Below are 21,641 nucleotides of genomic sequence, written 5' to 3' on the forward strand. Positions count from 1 at the left end.
CACCCAGCTTCGGTGTCCTTGGCCACCACGCCTCCAGGATAAGCCTTATAGGACTTTTATCCTGTTCAGCTCGTAGTTTTGCTAGCAGCCTCCTCCCCACAAGACCTCGCGATGTTACAGTTGCCATTCGCTAGTAGTTAGCATTTAATAGAACCCATTAAATAGTGATATACCTATAGGGGATTTTTATCCCATTAGTCCAAACCCCACACTGAGCGTACCAATTAAATCTACTACATGCCTTTGATGTCGGACTGGCATACCGCCAGCCGGTTGTTTAGGCATTAAGCCGTAAATGTGAGGATAGAATGAATAAATTAGCTCGAACAGTAAGCACTGTAATTTCAATATTTCTTTTTCTATATACAACTATAGCATTCGGCAACTCTCCCCCTAAATCGAAAATTCAACCTCAAACACCCGTCTGCGGTGAAAATCGTTCACCATACCGCGACTTGGATTTTTTAGTTGGCCGCTGGAATTTTTTTACGGTAGATGGAAAAAAAATCGCTGACCAAGTTTACTCAAAAAAAGAGCAAGGATGTCTTATCCATGAAGACTGGTCGACAATATTCGGTGGTACTGGAACAGGGATGAACTTTGTGGATCCTGCTACCGGAAAGTGGCGACAGGTATGGATGAGCCCTCGCTATCATATAGATTACTCTGGTGGTTTAGTTGAAAACGGTGATTTTGTATTAGAGGGTCGCATCTATCCGAATAATGGTGAACCTGTATCAGCTATAAGGGGAGTTTATTCGCGGCAAGCCGATGGTTCGGTAGTGAAGGAGTTTTTAATGTTCGACGAATCAACCAAAATATGGAAGCAATTTTTTATAGGCGTAGCTCGTAGGCACTTAGAAAAAGAAGAATAATGTGACAGTATTTATTGCCCTAAATCGGATAGCCGGTAGTTTCTAGCTACCGGCCCTACACCCCCCATCATGTTGATTCACAATGAGCGGCTCCCTATCCCTAATGAATCTCTACCAACGATAGTGTCGACCAGCTCCCAGCTCTTCGTTTGAGTTGAATGTTATGGTAGTGCGCTAATTCAGAGTTAGCGTCCACGCCGACAAATTACACTTTGCAGCTGCATGTTAATGAGGCGCTGCGTAAAAACCCAGCCCCTAACCAGTGAGTTCATTGCCGCAGTTGAAGATCACCGCGTAAGTTCATCACGAAAACTACGAAAACATGTATTTCTCCTGGGTGCACGATATCCAGGACTGATGTATTTCCCGTCAGCTTTGGTGGGGCCGTCACATCCCCGCCTAGTACGACAGCGAAATCAGCCGCAGTGAAACGGCTGTGCGCAATTCCTGCGCAACAGCTCTGCACGCGATAGAGAGTTACTGGATCAGGCACAAAGCCTACTAACTAACTAGCCAGCCTCGAGACGATCTCCTGGCTGGTAGCCGGTGAATCAGCAACCTTTAAGTTGGTCAGATTTGGTTGCTAATAATAAGGGGGATCTACCCCCTTATTAATTATTATTTCACTACTCTCCCCCCGACTCCCTTCTAAATATCGCCTCTTCACTCATTTATTTGTCCATTGATTCTTTTAAACATTTCCATTTGTGGAAACAATGTGAAGACTTTTATTCAGTGTCGTTAATTCTTACAGAATGCCAACTAATAAAAACTAAAAGCGTAATAAGTAAACGTTCCTTAGTGGCACTGGCGCAATCTACAGCTAGGCCTTATAAACAGTGAACGGCCAGATAAGGTTTTGGATTTAAAAAACGTCCATTGAAACAGATGCCAATTCAAGAATAGAAGTTCATTATCAAATTCGCTTTCAACAACAAGGAAAGCGCCCATCTTTATCCAGTGTTTTCGCGGCGGTACTAATAATCAATTCGGGCGGGGCCCAATAGAAAAACGGGGAGAAAGAAGTTGAACTATCCAGAACAGCTTAACCCTGAAGTATGGCCACTGGTCGTTTATTGCCTCGCCGTACTCGCATTAATCGTGCTTATGCTCAGTCTCTCTTACTTTCTCGGGCAAAAGAGAAGAGACCCCGCAACAGATGAACCCTTTGAGTCCGGCATTATTTCCCAGGGCAGCGCTCGGCTGCGAATATCTGTTGCCTACTATCTGGTTGCCATTTTATTCATCGTGTTCGATCTGGAAGCGGTCTATCTCTTTAGCTGGTCAGTTGCCTTCTATGAAACCGGATTACTCGGCTTTATCGAAGCCACCATATTTATCGTCATCCTACTAGTGGGATTGATCTACCTATGGCGCCTTGGCGCCTTGGAGTGGGGAGGAGAGCAGAAAAGCCTGATCAATCGCAAGAATCATCAATAAAGAAAAGCTGGAAAGACCATGCGCTGGAAGCTGAGTAAAGCCGACGATGTCATTGCCTCCGACTCACGCAAGAAAGGTAGCGTAGAGATGGAGGAAGACCTGCAAAAGAATGTCCTACTCGCCAAGTTGGAAGAGTTGGTTGCCTGGGGGCGTTCTAATTCACTTTGGCCATTTAATTTCGGGCTCTCCTGCTGTTATGTGGAAATGGCCACCGCCTTTACCAGTCGCCACGATATCTCCCGCTTCGGCGCGGAAGTGATTCGTGCAACACCAAGGCAAGCCGATCTTATCGTTATTTCCGGCACCGTATTCTTAAAAATGGCACCAGTGGTTCAGCGTCTTTACGAACAAATGATCGAACCTCGCTGGGTAATTTCCATGGGCTCCTGTGCCAATTCTGGAGGCATGTACGATATTTATAGCGTGGTGCAGGGGGTCGACAAATTTTTGCCCGTCGATGTATACGTACCCGGCTGCCCTCCTCGCCCAGAAGCCTTACTGCAAGGGCTTACCCTGTTACAAAAGTCCGTCGCCGCCGAGCGCAGAAACTTTAGTTGGGTAGTGGATGAACAGGGAACAAGAAAAGTAGCCAAACCGAGCCAGAGAGATTTACACCGAGAAGCACGTATGCGCACAGAACTATTGCGCTCTCCAGATACGGTTTAACAAAGCTTTAGGCGCACCAAGAAAAATAACAGTGGGACTCCCATGACAGGTGTTATAGCAAAAAGTGTTCACAGCGAGACTGCCTATAGCAAGGAGGCTGAATTATTCCTGCGTGACCTCGACCTGGAGTATCACTTACACAATTACTGGTTACAGCCTAACTGTGACGATATGCCCACCCTATGGGTAGATACCCAGTCCCTGACTCCACTATTGCAATTCCTTAAACAGAGTATTTCTCGCCCCTTTGCCATGCTCTACGATCTCAGCGCGATAGATGAGCGATTACGGGTAAATCGTGGAGAGGGACCTGAAAAGCAGCCCGCCAGTGATTTCACCCTGGTCTATCAGCTGCTCTCTTTCACTAGAAATTTATTTATCCGCATTAAGGTCGCACTGGCCGAATCCAAGCTTTCGGCACCATCGATTTCAAGTGTTTGGCAGAACGCCAACTGGTATGAACGGGAAGTCTGGGATCTCTTTGGCATCAATTTTGAAGGGCATCCCCATTTGCGTCGAATTATGATGCCCACCACCTGGAAAGGACATCCCCTCCGTAAAGATCATCATGCACGCGCGACAGAAGTCGACCCTTTCAGTCTCTCTGAAGAAAAAGAGCGCAAGGAGCAAGAGGCACTATTATTCCGCCCTGAAGACTGGGGCATGGCCCGCGCCAATGAAGACTCGGAGTTTATGTTCCTAAACCTGGGGCCCAACCACCCTAGCGTGCACGGTGTATTTCGTATCGCCCTGCAACTCGATGGCGAACAAATAGTAGATGCGGTGCCGGACATCGGATACCACCATCGCGGCGCGGAAAAGATGGCGGAACGTCAAGCCTGGCACACCTATGTGCCCTATACAGACCGCATCGATTACCTGGGTGGCGTTATGAATAACCTGCCCTATGTATTGGCCCTTGAACAACTCGCCGGTATACAAGTTCCCGAACGTGCCCAGGTTATTCGGGTGATGATGTGCGAGTTTTTTCGTATTTCTAGCCATTTGGTATTTTTCGGTACTTTTGCGCAAGACGTCGGGCAGATGTCGCCTGTTTTTTACATGTTTATCGACCGGGAAAAACTCTTTGGGATTGTAGAAGCCATCACCGGTGGGCGAATGCATCCGGCCTGGTTTCGTATTGGTGGTGTAGCCCAGGACCTGCCGGAAGGCTGGGATAAAATGGTTCGGGAATTCCTCGACTATATGCCCGAACGATTGCGCGATTACGACGGCATGGTAATCAAGAACAAACTGTTACAAAAACGCGCTCGAGGAATCGGTGTCTACAATACCGCTGAGGCAATGGAGTGGGGAGTTACAGGCCCCGGCTTACGTGCCACCGGACTTGAGTGGGATTTACGCAAGAAGCGTCCTTACAGTGGTTATGACCAATTTGAGTTCGATATTCCCAGCTATGATGGTGGTGACTGTTTTGATCGATGCCGTGTACGGGTAGATGAGATGTGGCAGAGCCTGCGCATTATTCGCCAGTGCCTGGAGAATATGCCGGCAGGCCCTTATAAGTCCGATCATCCATTGACGACGCCGCCGCGAAAGGGGCGCACTATGCAGGATATCGAAACGCTCATTCAACACTTTGTCAATAACAGTTGGGGGCCGGTAATGCCAGCTGGTGAGGTGTGTTTCCCTATTGAAGCCACCAAAGGTCTCAACAGCTATCAAATTATCAGCGATGGGGGGACAACATCATATCGCACTAGAATACGCACCCCCTCATTTCCACACTTACAAATGATTCCTCTGATGTCGCGGGGATTACTAATTGCAGATCTAATCGCAATTATTGCCAGTATTGATTTTGTTATGGCGGATGTAGATCGATAACAAAAAATAATCACTCTTAGATTTGGGAGGGGATATTTATGCATTTCGTAGCCCGATGTCCTCTTGCCGCAATAACATCCGGCGGCAACGGCATCTTCTAGATGCCTCCGTGATACCAACATAGGAGGCGCAAATGTCCAGCTTATTAGAACCGGAACTTATTGAAGTAATGGAGAAAAGCAACAAGGATCCAGAAAAATTCTCTGGAACCCTCACTGACGAGGAAAAAAGAGAAATTGATAAAGAGGCCGCTCATTATGAGGGCAAATCTTCAGTGGGTTTAGAGGCTCTCAGAATCGTACAGAAGCATCGGGGTTGGATTTCAGATAGCAGTCTTCAGGCTATTGCAAACTACTTGCAAATACCCGCGGCCCAACTAGAAGGTGTAGCCACCTATTATCAACTCATTTTCCGCCAACCTGTTGGCAAGGAAGTGATTTATCTATGCAAAAGTTCCAGCTGCTGGATCATGGGCTGCGATCAATTGCAAAAACATATAAGCCAGCGCCTGCAAATTGAACCAGGACAGACATCTGCTGATGGGATTTTTACCCTACTGGAAACACCCTGCCTTGGAGACTGTGATAAAGCGCCGGTGCTGATGCTTGGAGACGAAATGTATAGAAATCTCGATGAATCAGCCATCGACGCATTAATCGATAAAAAGAAACAAGTCCATGCTGACAAATCCTCTCACTAAAAACATCACAAAAGAGAATATCGCAGCGGATATCACACGATACCTGGCTAACGATGGTTATCAAGGATGGCGCAAGGCCCACGCTATGGCGCCGGATGACATTATCAATCTCGTCAAAGAGGGTGGGTTACGTGGACGTGGCGGTGCGGGATTTAATACCGGATTAAAGTGGAGCTTTGTTCCCCGTGGTGAAGACTCACCAAAACAAAAATTTATAGTTTGTAATGCCGATGAAATGGAGCCAGGTACCTTTAAAGACCGCCTCCTAATGGAACGTGATCCTCACTTATTGCTAGAGGGCATGGCAATAGCGGCCTACGCCATAGGTGCATCTGTTGGGTATATCTTCATTCGCGGGGAATATCATCTGGCTGCAGAGCGCCTAGAAATTGCAATTGAGGAGGCAAGATCCCAAGGATTCATTGGCAATAATATTTTTGATAGTCAATATTCACTGAAAATCTTCGTCCATCGCAGTGCCGGTAATTATATCTGTGGAGAGGAAACAGCGCTGCTCAACGCCCTTGAGGGACGCCGCGCAATCCCCAGAGCAAAACCCCCCTTTCCACAGGTAAGTGGCCTCTGGGGCAAACCAACGGTGGTGAACAATGTAGAGACCTTCTGCAATATCCCACATCTTGTGGCTCTCGGAGTCGACTGGTATCGAGGCTTGGGAGTGGGGCAGGATGCCGGCAGTAAAATTTTTGGTGTCAGCGGCAAGGTTAAAAGTCCGGGCGCTTGGGAGCTGCCCATGGGGACTTCCATTCGTGAGATTATTGAACAGCATGCCGGGGGCATGCGAGATGGACTCAAACTGAAAGGTTTCCTTCCAGGTGGTGGCTCTACCGACTTCCTCGGGCCCGACCACCTGGACCTCCCCATGGATTACGACGTAATCGGCAAGGCTGGCAGCCGCATGGGAACCGGCACAATTACTGTCATGGATGATAAGACCTGTCCTGTTGGGCTAGTGCTAAACCTTACCCAGTTCTTCGCGCGTGAGTCCTGTGGCTGGTGTACCCCCTGCCGGGATGGATTGCCATGGGTGGTGAAAGTTCTACAGCGAATAGAAAACGGTGAGGGTCTACCCGAGGATCTAGAGCTACTACAAGAGCAGTGTGAACGAATTGGCCCCGGTAAAACCTTCTGTGCACTGGCTCCTGGAGCGGCAGAACCTATTCAGAGTGCTCTCAAATTATTCGAACAGGACTTCCTAGACCATATAAAGAAAGGCTGTTGCCCCTATAAATAATTAACAAACTATTTGTCCAGGGCTCCCAATATCATCGATAAAGCATAATGGATTAGCGATGCCAACCATTACAATCGACGGCGAGAAATATCTGGTTGATGGTGATCAGAACTTACTCAGCAGCTGCCTGACTCTGGGCTTAAACGTTCCCTATTTTTGCTGGCATCCAGAAATGGGCTCAGTTGGTGCCTGTCGTCAATGTGCGATGATCGAATATAAAGACAGTGAAGATGAATCAGGCCGCTTGATTATGAGCTGTATGACACAAGTTCGTGATGGTGGCATTTACAGTGTTAAGGCCGAAGCGGCCCTGGAATTTCGCGGCAGCATAATTGAAGATCTGATGACCAACCACCCTCACGATTGCCCAGTTTGTGAGGAGGGGGGTGAGTGTCATTTACAGGATATGACAGAAATGTCAGGCCATACCATGCGCCGCTACAGGGGCACAAAGCGCACACATCGCAATCAATATCTTGGCCCTTTTATCAATCACGAAATGAACCGCTGTATTACCTGCTACCGCTGTATACGTTTTTACAACGACTATGCCGGAGGAAATGACTTACAGGCACTCGGCCGAAATCATCAGGTTTATTTTGGCCGAGAGCAAGAAGGCCGTTTACAAAATGGTTTCAGTGGCAACTTAGTTGAAGTCTGCCCAACTGGTGTATTTACCGATAAGACTTTTAGTGCACATTTTGTGCGTAAGTGGGACCTGCAAACTGCGCCATCGATTTGTGAGCATTGTGCAGTGGGATGCAATACTGCCCCTGGAGCAAGGGAATCCAGTAACAGCTACGAACCCATGTTAAGGCGTATTACCAACCTCTACCATCACGATATTAACGGTTATTTTCTCTGTGATCGGGGACGCTTCGGATACGAATATGTCAATAGCGCAGCACGTATTAATCATGTTTTAAGTGCAAAGGACGAAGATCTCATCGGCTCCACTGCAGATTCGAAAGATCAACTCCATCGAAGGATCAGCCCCCGTGATGGCGTCCTGCATCTATCGGTACAAATCACCGCCGCGCAACGCCAGCTGCGCAGAATCATCGGTATTGGCTCACCTCGGGCATCACTGGAAAATAATTATGCGCTACGTCAATTAGTTGGGGGCGATAACTTCTTCTCTGGACTAAACCGTCTCGATCACCAATTGCTTCAATTAGTAAACCACATACAAAGCGACAAACGGATTACCAGCCCCAACACGCCTGAAATAGAAGCCGCTGATGTGGTTCTGATAATCGGTGAGGATATCTATAACACGTCGCCACGAATTGCTCTGGCTGTACGTCAAGCAGCACGAAATCGTCAAAAGAAACAGGCACAGAATCTAAAGATACCTCTCTGGCAAGATGCTTCCGTAAGACAGCTAGAGGGTGATCCCAGCCCGATTATCTTTCTTGGAACGGAGCTTACTGAGCTCGCAGACATTACCGCAACCACCCTGTTTGAATCGCCAGATAAAATTTCCCTATTTACCCAAGCCCTTACCCAGCAAATTACTGGGTCAAGTAATCATTTCCCAGATATTTCTCTAGAACTTCAGAAAAATGTCAAACACACCACACAGCTACTACTCAATGCGACCAATCCACTCATTATTTCTGGAATTTCCAGCAGGAACTCCAGCATTCTAATGGCGGCAGCAGAACTGGCCGGTGTACTCAGCGATCATAGAAAGATGCCCACAAAGCTGTATTTAAACTGTGGCGAAGTGAATAGCCTGGGAATGATCCAATTATTCAATAAAAAAGAAGGCTATCTGGAACAACTTTTGGAATCACTAACAGACTCAAGCGGGAATATACCCACTAGTCTTATCGTACTGGAAAATGATTTATATCGGCGACTAGACACACCATCAGTAGAAAAAATCTTTACTCTCGTGGATGAAGTGATTCTTATTGATACCCTACTAACACCCACTGCCAAGAGGGCAAACTGGATCTTTCCAGCATCCACAACCGCTGAGTCACAAGGTACCTATGTTAATAATAATGGTCTGGCACAGCGCTTCTATGCAGTCTATGAGGGAAAAGACTATATACAAGAGAGCTGGCGCTGGCTCGTGGATGCCGTAGAGTTTTGCACAGAGAAACCTGACAACCTTTCACCACTCTACAGCTGGAAACACAGCACAGATCTCAGCGAGGCCATAGCAAAGGAGTTCAAGGCATTACGAATTCTCACGGAGTTAGGTCCAAATGAAGACTATCGTATTGATGGACTTAAGGTTGCTCGCCAAAGTGCTCGTTATAGCGGCCGCACAGCTATTCACGCCCAACAGCATGTCTCAGAGACACCTCCTGTAATTGATCCTGATGCTCCCATGAGCTTCAGTATGGAAGGCATACACAATCCCAATAAAACGCCACTGCAGGCTAATATTTGGTCGCCTGGATGGAATTCGAACCAGTCTATTTTTAAGTTTCAGCAACAAGTTGGCGGTGAGCGCAAAGGCGGTCCATCGGGTAAATATATTGAGCGCTCCCAACAGTCTCTCCATGAGTGGAATACTTCGGACGATCAATCAATAAAACCAGCCGAAAATGACAATAAATTGCAGATGCTCCCCATTTATCGCCTATTTGGCAGTGAGGAGCTCAGTAATCAATCGATGTCATTTTCTGAAGCCATCGATGCTCCCTTCGTGTTGATACATCCTGATGTGATCACTCAATACACTACCCAAGAGGGAGAACTGGTAGATATTGAAACTAACTGTGGAGTCTACAGGGCTGAGCTAAAGAGCTGCATCAGCATACCAAACGGCTGTATTGGCATTCCTTTTGGTTTGCCTGGACTGGAAACCCTAGCTCCCCAGATCCCCGGCTATGCCGCTTTACGTCCGGCAGTGACACCTGCAATTAGCGAGGGGCAATAAGCCATGAGTACATCAATCTGGATGACTCTATTAAATATTTTCGGAGTACTTATCGTTACGGTATTACTGGCGGCCATCCTCACCTGGGGGGAAAGGAGACTGCTGGGTTTCTGGCAAGACAGGCCAGGTCCAAACCGCGTTGGTCCATTTGGCACATTGCAAGTCCTTGCCGATATGATCAAATTATTTTTCAAGGAGGATTTCATACCTCGATTTGCGGATATACCCGTATTTGTTCTGGCACCAACTGTTGTTATGGCAACGATGTTAATTGCCTTTTCGGTTGTGCCTATGTCACCCAATATTGGTGTTTCTGATCTTAATATTGGCCTGTTATTTGTGCTGGCAATGAGTTCCATTGCGGTTTACAGCATCATCCTCGGTGGTTATGCCTCCAATAATAAGTATGCTCTATTGGGAGGCCTCAGGGCCGCCGCTCAAACCGTGTCTTACGAAGTCTTTATGGGATTGAGCCTGATGGGCGTAGTGATGATGTCCGGTAGTTTCAACCTACGATATATTGTCAATGCCCAGGCCGATACCTGGTTTATCGTGCCTCAGTTTCTGGGATTTATAGTTTTTTTCATCGCCGGTATTGCCGAGAGTCGCAGAACGCCCTTTGATCTCCCCGAGGCAGAACATGAATTGACTGCAGGATTTCATACCGAATATTCAGGCATGAAATTTGGAATGTTCTTCGTCGGTGAATATCTTGCCGTCATTCTGATATCCGCACTAATCACCACTTTATTTTTAGGGGGCTGGCATGGTCCCCTACTTCCACCTCTTATCTGGTTCTGCCTGAAAACCGCCTTCATGGTTGCTATTTTCATCCTGCTGCGAGCCGCCTTACCACGCCCCCGATACGACCAGCTAATGAAATTTGGATGGAAAGTCATGCTCCCCTTATCACTGGTAAATCTGCTCGCTACCGCTGGAATCTTGTTATGGATCGCCTAGGCATTCAATCATATCTAGCCGGCATTGTCGGAGAAAGAAAATGATCGCCAGTCAAATACGCAGCATGTGGTTGGTTTTTAAGCATCTATTTCGGCGCAATGTTACTGTTCAGTACCCCGAGGAAAAACCCTACCTAGCACCACGCTATCGCGGAAGAATTATTTTAAGCCGGGACCCCAATGGGGATGAGCGCTGTGTTGCTTGTAATCTTTGCGCGGTTGCTTGCCCTCCCGACTGTATTTCATTACAAAAGACAGAAGATCCTGATGGCCGTTGGCGTCCTGAGTATTTCCGTATTAATTTCTCTCGTTGCATTATGTGTGGGCTCTGTGAAGATGCCTGTCCTACTTATGCAATTCAACTAACACCTGACTTTGAGATGTGTGAATACGATCGGCAAAATATGGTATACGAAAAGGAAGATCTATTAATTGATGGACCAGGCAAATATCACGACTACAGCTTTTATCAAGTCGCCGGCAAAGCAATAACAGGAAAAGATAAAGGCCAGGCGGAAAATGAAGCAGAACCGATTAATATCAAGAGTCTTAATTTATAGCCCGAAAAATATGGTAATCGGAGAACCATTATCTTTTAAACAGATAAATCATGAACAAAGGACATAATCTCACGACTGAATTTATTACCAACTATAAATAAATACTCATAAAAATTATTCTAGCACAGCAGAAGATGCTGCTATCGATCACCTCTAAATTGGGAAAGATTTAATCTGGAGGGAACATCCATATGAATTTTATCTTCTACTTAACAGCAGCCATAGCGGTAGCGGCCACTACGATGGTGATCTTTCACAAAAATGCCGTTCACGCCCTTCTTTATCTTGTGACGTCATTACTGGCAGTGGCTGTCATCTTCTACCAATTTGGCGCCCCTCTTGCTGCAGCACTTGAAGTCATCATTTATGCAGGCGCCATTATGGTGCTCATTATTTTTGTGATAATGATGCTTAATCAGGGAGATTCCACAGTGGTACAGGAGCAAACATGGCTTCAACCCAGAACATGGTTCGGCCCAGCTTTATTATCTGCCCTATTGTTAGCTCAACTGATAATACTGGTAAGCAGTGGGCAGGTTTCTTCACATCAAACTTTCTATTACATAGGCCCTAAGCAAATTGGTATCGCCCTCTTCAGCCATTATGTCCTCGCCGTAGAGTTGGCCTCAATGTTATTACTTGCGGGGTTAGTCGGTGCTTTCCATCTGGCTCGACGTAAGAAAATTGACACTGAGGATTCCAGCAATGCTAATTGAAACTGCACCAGGCCTTGAAGCAGGTATTCTTCTCGCATCCATTCTTTTTTGCCTTGGCTTAGCCGGCTTGATGATGAGACGAAATATCATCTTCATGTTGATGTGTGTAGAAATATGTACAAATGCAGCAGCATTGATGTTTGTTGTGGCCGGTGCGCACTGGGGAAATGCGGATGGTCAAGTGATGTTTGTATTTGTGGTCACCTTGGCAGCTGCAGAAGTTGCCATTGCACTCGCTTTGGTTCTGCAGTTTTACCATCGTAAACACACCGTCGATATTGATCAACTAAATGAACTGAGAGGTTAATATGCAGGGGCTATTGGCTTGGGTACCCCTTTTACCGCTGATTGGCTTCCTGACTCTGGTTGCTATTCCCCTCTTTCATCGAAATGAGCCTCCGCAAAAGTTAGTAGCCTGTATCGGCGTAGGAAGTGTTGGCTTAGCCGCACTATTAACTATAACCGTCGCCATCAATTTATTTTGGAAAACTCCATCCGAGCTAATCAATATTACTATGTGGCAGTGGATGCTGGTGGACAATTTGGAACTGGGTTTCAACTTCCACGTAGATTGGTTGACCATGGTGATGTTATTGATTATCACAGGGGTAGGTTTTCTGATACACCTTTATTCAGTAGGATATATGCGGGAGGATCTGGATTTTCGCCGCTACTTCGCCTATCTGAATCTGTTTGTATGCGCCATGTTGATTCTAGTTTTGGCCGATAATCTGGTTTTACTCTATCTTGGCTGGGAAGGCGTTGGGCTCTGCAGCTACCTGCTAATAGGTTTTTGGTATAAAGAGCCAATCAATGGCACTGCTGCACAAAAAGCGTTTATTGTTACCCGTATTGGCGATACGGCAATGGCCATCGGTTTGTTCCTTCTTTTCTTTGAATTTTCAACTCTGAATATTCAACAACTTACCTCTGCTGTCGATGGTCAAAACGTAAGTACCGAAATAATCACTTTAGCTTGCCTACTTTTACTAGGGGGTGCTGTGGGCAAGTCTGCACAATTACCTCTACAGACTTGGCTGCCCGATGCAATGGCTGGTCCAACACCTGTCAGCGCCTTAATTCACGCTGCCACCATGGTTACCGCGGGAGTTTACTTGATTGCACGCATGCATCCTCTTTATATGCTATCCGAAGTAGCAATGAACGCAGTTGCATTTATCGGCGCTATCACATTACTGCTTTCGGGCTTTAGTGCAATAGCACAAAGCGATATAAAAAGGGTACTCGCCTACTCCACTATCAGCCAGATCGGCTATATGTTCCTTGCGCTAGGGGTCGGCGCTTGGTCGGGTGCCATATTTCATTTGATGACGCATGCTTTTTTTAAGGCTTTACTTTTTCTCTCCGCAGGTTCTGTGATATTAAGCCTACACCATGAACAGAATGTTTTCTCGATGGGTGGCCTCTACAGAAAAATACCATTGACTTTTATCTGTTTTACTATCGGCTGCGCTTGCCTTGCTGCACTCCCCTTTACATCGGGATTCTATAGTAAAGACCATATATTGCTGAGTGCCTGGGAGTACCACCAGGGAGTCAATATTTTATGGCTTGCCGGTATACTCGGAGCATTAGTAACCGGGATTTATAGCTTCCGTCTATTATTTTTGGTTTTTCTCGGAAGAGAAGGCATAGCTTCCGCCCACTGTAAGGATGCCAACACCCCTGTGATGAGCATACCTCTCTGCATTCTCGCAGTGCTGGCGTTATTTGGTGGCTTATTAGCTCCACCCCTACAGTCTGTATTTGGTGTTCGCCCAGATGAAGACCACTCACCCTGGATCGAAGTGATTGCTATAGCGATGCCATTGATTGGCCTAACCATCGCTTGGCGATTATTTCTGCATGAACAGAAAGCCGGCGAACAACGCTCGCCCCTTATGCAATTTTGGTTCTCTGGCTGGGGCTTTGACTGGTTGTATGACCATCTACTAGTTAGACCCTTCAAGTACCTTACCAAAATAAACCATAACGATATTATTGACAGCTTCTACAAGGGGACCGCGGCAGCTAGTCGGCAGATGAACGCCCTTTTAAGCTCTTCTCAAAATGGACAGGTGCGTTGGTACCTAACCTCTTTTGCAATTGGCTCCATTCTATTCCTCGCACTTCTGGTGGCTTTATGACCCTATTGACAATCATTATTATATTGTTCACCGGTGGCATAGTAGCTTGGCTGTCAGAGCGTTATTTTAAGGCTGGTGGACGTTGGATTAGTTTGATCAGCCTTCTACTCGCCGCCTTATTACTCACAAACTATTCCACATTTATTCATTCTACCGAGGTGGGGATAACGGAACCCTGGTGGGATAGTCTACAGATATCTTGGATTCCCCGATTTGGAATTGACTTCCATCTTGCCATTGATGGCTTAAGCTTTCTCATGCTGGCGCTAACCCTGACTATGGGAATTTTTGGGGTCTTGATGACCTGGAACGATATAAGTTTCCGCAGAGGATTTTTCTATTTCAATTACCTCTGGACTCTGGCTGGGGTTGCTGGTGTTTTTACCGCTATTGATCTTTTCCTGTTTTTCTTTTTTTGGGAAGTCATGCTGATACCCATGCTATTCCTTATCGCGGTGTGGGGATATGAGCAGCGTATTTATGCCGCTATCAAGTTCTTCATTTTTACTCAGGCCAGCAGCCTTCTAATGTTGATTGCTATCGTTGCTTTGGTTTACATTCACTACACCAACACTGGGCAGCTAACCTTTAATTACAATGCACTATTAGATGCCCGCCTCTCTCCTGGAGTGGCCTACTGGTTAATGCTGGGATTCTTTGTTGCTTTTATAGTCAAATTACCAGCTCTACCTTTCCATACCTGGCTGCCGGATGCACATACTCAAGCACCTACAGCAGGCAGTATCCTTTTGGCTGCTATTCTCCTTAAAACTGGTGCTTATGGCCTATTACGCTTCAATCTACCTTTATTTCCCGAGAGCTCAATAGAATTTGCACCTGTCGCGATGACCATTGGAGCTATCAGTATTATTTATGGTGCGATGCTCGCGTTTGCCCAAAGAGACATGAAGAGACTCGTGGCCTACTCCAGTGTTAGCCACATGGGATTTGTTTTGCTTGGTCTTTACGCCCTTGACACTATTGCTATACAAGGGGCTGTAATGCAAATGATTGCTCATGGTTTGAGTACCGCAGCCTTATTTGCGCTAGTTGGGGCCTTGCAACATCGCCTCCACACCAGGGATATGCAGCAACTGGGTGGCCTTTGGGCCAGATTACCAAAGTTATCTGCTGTTGCGCTTTTCTTTGCGGTGGCATCACTGGGCCTTCCCGGCCTCGGCAACTTTGTTGCTGAATTCACAGTGCTTGTAGGGAGCTTCCGCAGCAATCACTGGATAACAGCCCTAGCGGCTATCGGGCTTATTGGTGCTGCACTCTATGCCCTACTGATGATGCAAAAGGTCTTTTTCGGTAAGCTAAATAAAAGACTGGAAAAACCCATTCGAGAGCAGGAAACGACAGATCTTAATATACGTGAGTCCTGTGCCCTGCTCACGCTCGCCGGACTTTTGGTATTTATCGGTTTACATCCTCAGCCGATATTTAATATTGCAGACCAGACCGTACAGAGATCAACTGCAAAAATTGAAGCAGCTTTGTATATTCAGAATTCCACTCGTGACAAATTATCTACTCAGATTCATCCGATTAAGCTTGAACACACCTCAATAGAGGAAACAACTCCATGAGTGCTCAGGAACTTTTTGGGATACTGCCCCTACTGATACTAAGTGCAGGTATAGTGATTCTTCTGTTACAGGTATCTTTTTGGAGAGGACATCTGGGTGCGTTGGCAACCACCATGATTACCCTAGTGTTAACCATGGTATCCTGCTTTTGGGTTGCTGGCACTCTATCTGGAGCGACCAGCTCTATTCAGGTGACTGCATTAATTCTAGTCGACTATACGGCTTTATTTTTCTGCCTCCTTTTACTCCTAACCGCCTTTGGGATTAGCATCATGGGTTTTAATTACCTGCGTTTGCGCTGTGATCCCAAAGGGATTTCGGGAAGTTATCCTGAGGAGTATTACATCCTGTTACTGCTGGCAATGTTAGGAGCCTGCACGCTTATTTTTTCCAGTCACTTTGCTACCTTCTTTCTTGGACTTGAACTTATTAGTCTCTCTTTATATCCAATGCTCGGATTTTCATTGACTGGAGACCTATCCCCCAAGCGTGAGCAACTTCAATCCCTTGAATCGGCGATTAAATACCTGATTCTATCTGCTTTATCCACTGCATTGGGTCTATTTGGTATTGCACTGATTTATAGTGCAAGTGGCGCTTTGGATTTTGCCGGCATAGCTTCACGAATAACTGAGCTATCTCAAACTTCCACTTTATTTGCTACTGGAGTCACCTTGCTCCTTATCTCTGTAGCTTTTAAATTATCACTAGTTCCATTTCATATTTGGACACCTGATGTTTATCAAGGGGCTCCAACACCAACAACAGCCTTAATAGCAACCATAGGTAAAGGTGCCGTAATCGGATTTCTACTGCGATTTTTTAATACCCTGGATCTTTACAGTAGTCAGGTTTTAATCGATATGCTCTCTATAGCAGCTATAGCCAGTATGTTAGTTGGCAATCTTCTGGCATTAATGCAAACCAATATCAAGCGCCTTCTAGCCTACTCCTCTATTGGTCATATTGGTTATTTGATTGTGGCCTTTATCATTGGTAAAAGCACTTTTGGCACTGAGGCAGTTATTTATTACCTGATAGCATACATAATCACCACACTGGGGTCTTTTGCGGTAGTTGGTTTAGTCGCTGATTCTGTTGAGGAAAAAATTCTTAAAGGTGAGTATCCTGAAAATCCCCTTTCAGACGCACAAAACCCTTATCAACGTGCATTTTACCAGGGCCTTTTATGGCGCTCACCTTGGCTGGCAAGCTGTTTTGCCGCTATGCTACTTTCCCTTGCCGGTATTCCTCTAACTATCGGATTTATCGGCAAATTTTATGTATTTACTGCTGGAGTAGAGGGGCAAATGTGGGTGCTCCTAGCAGGTGTGGTAATCGGCAGCGCACTGGGGCTTTTTTACTATCTACGCTTGCTACTAACTATGGTTCAACGTGATAGCACAGAAAACACTGTTAACTCAGGAACTGTACAAATCGCTGTATCGGGTCAGCTACTCTTGTTTATATTGACAGTTGCTCTATTAATCTTTGGTATATTCCCTCAAATCTTGATCAACTGGATAAATGCACTATAAAGATTAATTAGGGTATGGCCGCTAGAAGATACGACCATTTTCTGCCCAATAACAATTTCCTAGGTATCAAAGGGCAAATCTATGAAAACTTTTAAGCAGGCATTTGAAATCATTCAAAATGCCGAGAAATTTCACCTGGATATGGCTGGCTTATACGAGAATTTACTTGACAAATCTGAAGACTACAGAACACAGTTACTGTTAAAGCATATGCTGGAACACGAACAACGTATGGCGAGAAATCTTTCTAATTATGGAGAAATCGCTCAGCAAAGAGTCATGCAAACCTGGCTGCAATATACCCACGAAGAAAGCGCTCACGATTTTATTCGACAGCTACCACTAAGTGATCCCCCAACTATTAAAGAGGTCAATAATATTGGACGGGAAGTGGATAGGTATTTTTCAAGCCTCTATGAAGCCGTTTATGGCGCTATTGAGTCGATGGAAGTAAAAGAAGTCTTCGAGGATTTGAAGCAGATACAAGACAAAGAACGCATTACCCTATCTATGGCAACTAATTCTCTCTGGGATATGTAACAAAAAAGCCCGCAAATTTGCGGGCTTTTTCATGGAAGGTAAAAATCTAAAGAGTGAACGTTTGCTAAGAGCAAAGCTCCCCCTCTAATTTACCTTAGAGCTTAAAACTCATACTGTGCACGCACATAATAAAGCGCACCATTAAAGCCCATAGGCGCTGTTTCTGGGTACTCAGCACCTGCAACACCTGACCAGGGATTTTTATCTGGGTAGTTGTTGAACAGGTTTTCAGCACCAGCAATCAGGGACAAAGACTCAGTAAAGTCGTAAGCACCTTCGATATCCACAGTCCACTCATCACCAGCATCAATGGGTAGGCTGTAATCATCCAGATGCGCTTCCCAATAGCTACCGTAGTAGTTCAAACGAACCAATCCACGCCAGCCATCACCGACGTGAGAAACGGTTGCATTTCCACGAACATTTGGTAGACCATCTTCCAACTGCCCAAGACGCATATCACTAATAGTCTCTTCCCGATAATCGGTAACTTCAGTGTCGGTCCAGTTAGCAGCGAAACTTAGATCAGTGGCATCTCCAAGAGGATAGGTTGCCACTACATCAATACCTCGGGTCTTGGTGTCGAAGTCATTGGTATAAAAACGTATCGAAGTCAGAGAATCAGCACCGCTAATTCCGTCAGCCACCAATTGCGCTTTTTCAGCTTCAGTTAGTATCTGATCGGCAGACTGTGTTATACGATCACTGACAGCGATTTGGAAATAATCGAGGGTAATATCCCAATCTCCAGCAGCGATGATGGCCCCAATAGTAAAGCTCTCTGACTCCTCGGGCTGTAACTGTTTACCGCCCTTTAACACAGCGATGGGATTAGTTGGAGGAATAGTACCTTTATTCTCTAACTGTCCGAAAGCAAAGGCCGTAGTCACATTACTAATATTAGACTGTGCAGGTGTTGGTGCTCTGAAGCCAGTACTTACTGTAGAACGTAGAGATAATGTTTCATTGACGACATAGTGGCCCGATAATTTAAAGTTGGAGGTATCACCAAAGTCGGAAAAATCCTCCCAACGCAGGGCTGCACCTAACCGAAGATTATCGGTCGCCTCCAGCTCAAAATCGGTATAAAGCGCAATATTATCACGGTCGAAAGTGCCGACAACTTCGGGGCCAAATCCAGAGAAGCCATTAGAACCAATTAGGAACTCTTGCTCGGTCAATGGGCCCTGTGTCCATGAGGCCTCATCCCCCATATTGACTTCGAACTCTTCCTCGCGCCACTCAAAGCCACCTGCCATGTACAGTGTCTTTCCCGCCAGCTCTGTAGCCTTGGTCAGGTCAAGGTTAAAGTTGGTTTCAGTTTGCGCATAACCACCAGGGCTAAAACTGGTAGGCGTATCCGGTCCCATGGAGGCATTAATAGTATTGTAGATATGAAAATCTACTTTGTTCTGACCCCTACTGGCGCTGACATCATAGCCAATGCCATTAGCCAACTCACCGCGCAGTCCGAAGACCATAGAATAGTCTTCCAGATCACCACCAAAACGCGGGGTAAAGCCACCGGGGAACATCTCCGTGAAGGAAAAACACTCAGCAATGTCATGTGCTTCAGAGACGCTCACATTCTGACAATCATCACTGCCATTACTGGGGTTTAGGTCACCAATCAGTGGTACTCTAACTTTTTTATCAGCAATCCCGTCTCCATCTGTATCTACATCTACCTTATGTGTAAAAACACCATCTCGATTTTCTGGATTACGAAAGTAGAATCCTCCATCTGTGGAACGGCTTGCGTAGTTACCAAAGGCATATAGCTCAACGGTATCATTCAGTTCAATAGCACTGTTAATAAAGAACTTAGTGTCATCATTTACTTCCGGCTGCCCCCAGATTTGCGCGGGATTGGCGACATGGGTATTGCCATCGGCAATCAGCTGTGCGGCGTCATCCCGCTGAGTACTGCGACTGGTGGAATCCTGTTCGCGATATTCCATGCTGAAGTTGACGAAGCCGGAATCGGTCAGTGGCAGGCCGAAGTTAGCAGCAACCATACTCTGGTCACCATCACCTTCCGCGGTAGTGGCATGCTTCATTTCAACAGTGCCACCCTCGGCAGCATCTTTGAGCTGGAAGTTAATGACCCCGGCAATAGCATCAGAGCCGTATTGGGCGGCTGCACCGTCGCGAAGAACTTCCACCTGTTTCAAGGCTATGGCTGGTATAGCGGAGATATCCGGGCCTTGAGCGCCATCTGATACACCACTTCCCAAGAAGGAGATTACAGAAGCACGGTGACGACGCTTGCCATTCACCAATACCAGGGTGCTATCCGGCGGCAGTCCACGCAGGTTGGCTGGGCGTACAATCGAGGCAGCATCGGAGATTGGCTTTGCATTCACATTGTAGGACGGCACCACATTGCGCAAAAGGTTGTTGAGATCCCCATCCCCCTGATTCACAAACTCATCACCAGTGACAATATCGATAGGTGCCGAGGAATCCGTCGCAGAGCGTCCTTCAACGCGAGTGCCGATGGTGATGACTTCCTCCAGAAGAGCATCCTCGGCAATTGCCGGGCTGGATACTGCAGCAACCGTCATTGCCAACAGAGATGGAGCGCCACAGGCCGCTAGCCAGCGCTTCTTATTTTCTTTCATGTAATTACCCTGTCAATTATTAGTTTTATCTTCTAATCCTAATCCATCCGTTTTCGGCAGCGTGTTGGCTTACAAATGCACGAGGCCAGATACAGAGAAATCTGCGCCTGCTTTAGATAGCCTGCACTGAGTTACATACGAATTTAGCCAGAAAATCCCAATGATGAACATCATCATTTTTAATCACTGCAAGAAGCGTGACACAGGTAAAAAATGCCAGTAAAAATGGAAAATTAAAATACCTAAATAACAGATATTGACAATTTAAATCATGTCTAATCTAGAAATAATGTCATTTATGACATTGAGGATATTAGGAATAAAACGAACTTAAAGGAAATTATCGAACCGAGAAAATTGGATGCGAGGTAAGTAATTATCATCCATATCGAGCACAGGAAGAATAATAAATGATATTTACCCTAAAGTGAAACTGACTGTCCTAAGAAATAAAAATTTGAAGGGATCATCATCCACTAAAGGGTACTGGGCTTCACTAGAACCTACTGTGAGCCCCTAGCAAAACCCCCAACTAAGCTATATGTCGCCCAAGGCAAACTCCACAGCCTTATTTGCATGTATTTGAGTAGTATCCATCAGTGGAATCGCTATATCCTCCTGAGAGACCAACATACCAATTTCGGTACAGCCTAGAATCACAGCTTCCACTCCTTGGGTGGACAGAGAATGAATAATGCGGAGATACTCCTCTCTTGATGAAGCTTTGATTATTCCTTTACAGAGCTCCTCATAGATCACACTATGTACTATTTCCCTATCAGGGGCAGTGGGAACAATCAGGGTTATTCCATATTTTTCCTGTATATACTTACGGTAAAAATCCTGCTCCATGGTGAAAGCCGTACCCAAAAGTCCCACTTTCTGAACATCTTCCCTAAGTAAAATTTCAGCCACAGCGTCTGCAATATGCAGGAGAGGGATATCCACCGAAGTCGTTACCTGCTCGGCCACTTTATGCATGGTATTGGTACAGATAAGAACACAGTCCGCCCCAGCGGATTCCAATGCCTAGGCCGCCTGAGCCAGCATCTGCCCAGCCTCTTCCCATTGACTCGCTCGTTGGAGCTTTTCAATCCTGGCAAAGTCGACACTGTATAAAATAATCTCTGCGGAATGCAGCCCGCCAAGTTGCCGATTAACCCCTTGATTAATCAACTTGTAGTAGAGCTGTGTGCTCTCCCAACTCATACCACCAAGTAGCCCTATTCTTCTTACCGCCTTCTCCACCGTATTCTCACTTAATTCTGACAATTTGAAGCAATAAATT

General features: G+C 46.0%; 18 protein-coding genes. 15 read left to right on the forward strand and 3 right to left on the reverse strand.

Going from position 1 to position 21,641, the window contains the following annotated elements; all coding sequences use genetic code 11:
* The first annotated feature begins 308 nt into the window (after nucleotides 1-308).
* The 15 genes from ACXAFI_RS14400 (at nucleotide 309) to ACXAFI_RS14470 (ending at nucleotide 17,729) form a co-directional block, all read left to right on the forward strand.
* Nucleotides 309-875 (forward strand): hypothetical protein, encoded by a 567-nt coding sequence (locus ACXAFI_RS14400; RefSeq protein ID WP_475109364.1) that lies wholly within the window; start codon nucleotides 309-311, stop codon nucleotides 873-875.
* A gap of 1,026 nt (nucleotides 876-1,901) precedes the next feature.
* A complete protein-coding gene (gene ndhC, locus ACXAFI_RS14405) occupies nucleotides 1,902-2,315 on the forward strand; it encodes an NADH-quinone oxidoreductase subunit A (RefSeq protein WP_152451996.1) in 414 nt (137 codons plus the stop codon).
* A gap of 18 nt (nucleotides 2,316-2,333) precedes the next feature.
* Nucleotides 2,334-2,981 (forward strand): NuoB/complex I 20 kDa subunit family protein, encoded by a 648-nt coding sequence (locus ACXAFI_RS14410; protein WP_475109365.1) that lies wholly within the window; start codon nucleotides 2,334-2,336, stop codon nucleotides 2,979-2,981.
* Between the two features lie 42 nt (nucleotides 2,982-3,023).
* On the forward strand, nucleotides 3,024-4,829 hold the full coding sequence (gene nuoC / locus ACXAFI_RS14415) for an NADH-quinone oxidoreductase subunit C/D (RefSeq protein WP_475109366.1): 1,806 nt from the start codon (nucleotides 3,024-3,026) through the stop codon (nucleotides 4,827-4,829).
* Between the two features lie 133 nt (nucleotides 4,830-4,962).
* Nucleotides 4,963-5,529, forward strand: a complete 567-nt coding sequence (gene nuoE, locus ACXAFI_RS14420; protein WP_475109367.1) for an NADH-quinone oxidoreductase subunit NuoE — start codon at nucleotides 4,963-4,965, stop codon at nucleotides 5,527-5,529.
* Nucleotides 5,507-6,781, forward strand: coding sequence for an NADH-quinone oxidoreductase subunit NuoF (gene nuoF / locus ACXAFI_RS14425; RefSeq protein WP_475109368.1), 1,275 nt, complete (start codon nucleotides 5,507-5,509; stop codon nucleotides 6,779-6,781). Before nuoE ends, nuoF begins: the two co-directional genes overlap by 23 nt.
* A 58-nt stretch (nucleotides 6,782-6,839) precedes the next feature.
* A complete protein-coding gene (nuoG, locus tag ACXAFI_RS14430; protein ID WP_475109369.1) occupies nucleotides 6,840-9,680 on the forward strand; it encodes an NADH-quinone oxidoreductase subunit NuoG in 2,841 nt (946 codons plus the stop codon).
* 3 nt (nucleotides 9,681-9,683) lie between these two features.
* Nucleotides 9,684-10,640, forward strand: a complete 957-nt coding sequence (gene nuoH, locus ACXAFI_RS14435; protein WP_475109370.1) for an NADH-quinone oxidoreductase subunit NuoH — start codon at nucleotides 9,684-9,686, stop codon at nucleotides 10,638-10,640.
* Nucleotides 10,641-10,680: 40 nt separating this feature from the next.
* The gene (gene nuoI, locus ACXAFI_RS14440; protein ID WP_475109371.1) at nucleotides 10,681-11,199 is read left to right on the forward strand and encodes an NADH-quinone oxidoreductase subunit NuoI; all 519 of its coding nucleotides are present in this window, start codon (nucleotides 10,681-10,683) and stop codon (nucleotides 11,197-11,199) included.
* A gap of 191 nt (nucleotides 11,200-11,390) precedes the next feature.
* A complete protein-coding gene (gene nuoJ / locus ACXAFI_RS14445; RefSeq protein WP_444921277.1) occupies nucleotides 11,391-11,915 on the forward strand; it encodes an NADH-quinone oxidoreductase subunit J in 525 nt (174 codons plus the stop codon).
* Nucleotides 11,905-12,222 carry an NADH-quinone oxidoreductase subunit NuoK gene (gene nuoK, locus ACXAFI_RS14450; RefSeq protein WP_475109372.1) on the forward strand — a complete coding sequence of 106 codons (318 nt, stop codon included), beginning with the start codon at nucleotides 11,905-11,907 and terminating at the stop codon, nucleotides 12,220-12,222. The genes nuoJ and nuoK overlap by 11 nt, the downstream gene beginning before the upstream one ends.
* Before the next feature lies 1 nt (nucleotide 12,223).
* Nucleotides 12,224-14,062 (forward strand): NADH-quinone oxidoreductase subunit L, encoded by a 1,839-nt coding sequence (gene nuoL, locus ACXAFI_RS14455; protein WP_475109373.1) that lies wholly within the window; start codon nucleotides 12,224-12,226, stop codon nucleotides 14,060-14,062.
* Nucleotides 14,059-15,651 carry an NADH-quinone oxidoreductase subunit M gene (gene nuoM / locus ACXAFI_RS14460; protein ID WP_475109374.1) on the forward strand — a complete coding sequence of 531 codons (1,593 nt, stop codon included), beginning with the start codon at nucleotides 14,059-14,061 and terminating at the stop codon, nucleotides 15,649-15,651. Before nuoL ends, nuoM begins: the two co-directional genes overlap by 4 nt.
* Nucleotides 15,648-17,189: an NADH-quinone oxidoreductase subunit N gene (locus tag ACXAFI_RS14465; RefSeq protein ID WP_475109375.1), complete on the forward strand. Its 1,542-nt coding sequence runs from the start codon at nucleotides 15,648-15,650 to the stop codon at nucleotides 17,187-17,189. The genes nuoM and ACXAFI_RS14465 overlap by 4 nt, the downstream gene beginning before the upstream one ends.
* A gap of 81 nt (nucleotides 17,190-17,270) precedes the next feature.
* Nucleotides 17,271-17,729: a hypothetical protein gene (locus ACXAFI_RS14470; RefSeq protein ID WP_475109376.1), complete on the forward strand. Its 459-nt coding sequence runs from the start codon at nucleotides 17,271-17,273 to the stop codon at nucleotides 17,727-17,729.
* Nucleotides 17,730-17,830: 101 nt separating this feature from the next.
* Here the strand turns inward: ACXAFI_RS14470 and ACXAFI_RS14475 are convergent, their stop codons facing one another.
* From ACXAFI_RS14475 to ACXAFI_RS14485, 3 genes are all read right to left on the reverse strand, one after another.
* Nucleotides 17,831-20,353, reverse strand: a complete 2,523-nt coding sequence (locus tag ACXAFI_RS14475; protein ID WP_475109377.1) for a TonB-dependent receptor plug domain-containing protein — start codon at nucleotides 20,351-20,353, stop codon at nucleotides 17,831-17,833.
* A 537-nt stretch (nucleotides 20,354-20,890) separates the two neighbouring features.
* Complete coding sequence (locus ACXAFI_RS14480; protein WP_475109378.1) at nucleotides 20,891-21,379, reverse strand: aspartate/glutamate racemase family protein; 489 nt, start codon at nucleotides 21,377-21,379, stop codon at nucleotides 20,891-20,893.
* 3 nt (nucleotides 21,380-21,382) lie between these two features.
* The gene (locus ACXAFI_RS14485) at nucleotides 21,383-21,562 is read right to left on the reverse strand and encodes a hypothetical protein (RefSeq protein WP_475109379.1); all 180 of its coding nucleotides are present in this window, start codon (nucleotides 21,560-21,562) and stop codon (nucleotides 21,383-21,385) included.
* Nucleotides 21,563-21,641 lie beyond the last annotated feature (79 nt).

This window comes from Microbulbifer sp. ABH2_005 (genome assembly GCF_056160005.1).

Excerpts from the sequence above, each read along its gene's own strand:
- nuoF (WP_475109368.1), top strand. The coding sequence starts at position 5,507 with ATGCTGACAAATCCTCTCACTAAAAACATCACAAAAGAGAATATCGCA.
- ACXAFI_RS14465 (WP_475109375.1), top strand. The coding sequence starts at position 15,648 with ATGAGTGCTCAGGAACTTTTTGGGATACTGCCCCTACTGATACTAAGT.
- ACXAFI_RS14410 (WP_475109365.1), top strand. The coding sequence starts at position 2,334 with ATGCGCTGGAAGCTGAGTAAAGCCGACGATGTCATTGCCTCCGACTCA.
- ACXAFI_RS14485 (WP_475109379.1), bottom strand. The coding sequence starts at position 21,562 with ATGAGTTGGGAGAGCACACAGCTCTACTACAAGTTGATTAATCAAGGG.
- ACXAFI_RS14475 (WP_475109377.1), bottom strand. The coding sequence starts at position 20,353 with ATGAAAGAAAATAAGAAGCGCTGGCTAGCGGCCTGTGGCGCTCCATCT.
- ACXAFI_RS14470 (WP_475109376.1), top strand. The coding sequence starts at position 17,271 with ATGAAAACTTTTAAGCAGGCATTTGAAATCATTCAAAATGCCGAGAAA.
- nuoK (WP_475109372.1), top strand. The coding sequence starts at position 11,905 with ATGCTAATTGAAACTGCACCAGGCCTTGAAGCAGGTATTCTTCTCGCA.
- nuoG (WP_475109369.1), top strand. The coding sequence starts at position 6,840 with ATGCCAACCATTACAATCGACGGCGAGAAATATCTGGTTGATGGTGAT.
- nuoC (WP_475109366.1), top strand. The coding sequence starts at position 3,024 with ATGACAGGTGTTATAGCAAAAAGTGTTCACAGCGAGACTGCCTATAGC.
- nuoL (WP_475109373.1), top strand. The coding sequence starts at position 12,224 with ATGCAGGGGCTATTGGCTTGGGTACCCCTTTTACCGCTGATTGGCTTC.
- nuoI (WP_475109371.1), top strand. The coding sequence starts at position 10,681 with ATGATCGCCAGTCAAATACGCAGCATGTGGTTGGTTTTTAAGCATCTA.
- nuoJ (WP_444921277.1), top strand. The coding sequence starts at position 11,391 with ATGAATTTTATCTTCTACTTAACAGCAGCCATAGCGGTAGCGGCCACT.
- ACXAFI_RS14400 (WP_475109364.1), top strand. The coding sequence starts at position 309 with ATGAATAAATTAGCTCGAACAGTAAGCACTGTAATTTCAATATTTCTT.
- nuoE (WP_475109367.1), top strand. The coding sequence starts at position 4,963 with ATGTCCAGCTTATTAGAACCGGAACTTATTGAAGTAATGGAGAAAAGC.
- nuoM (WP_475109374.1), top strand. The coding sequence starts at position 14,059 with ATGACCCTATTGACAATCATTATTATATTGTTCACCGGTGGCATAGTA.
- nuoH (WP_475109370.1), top strand. The coding sequence starts at position 9,684 with ATGAGTACATCAATCTGGATGACTCTATTAAATATTTTCGGAGTACTT.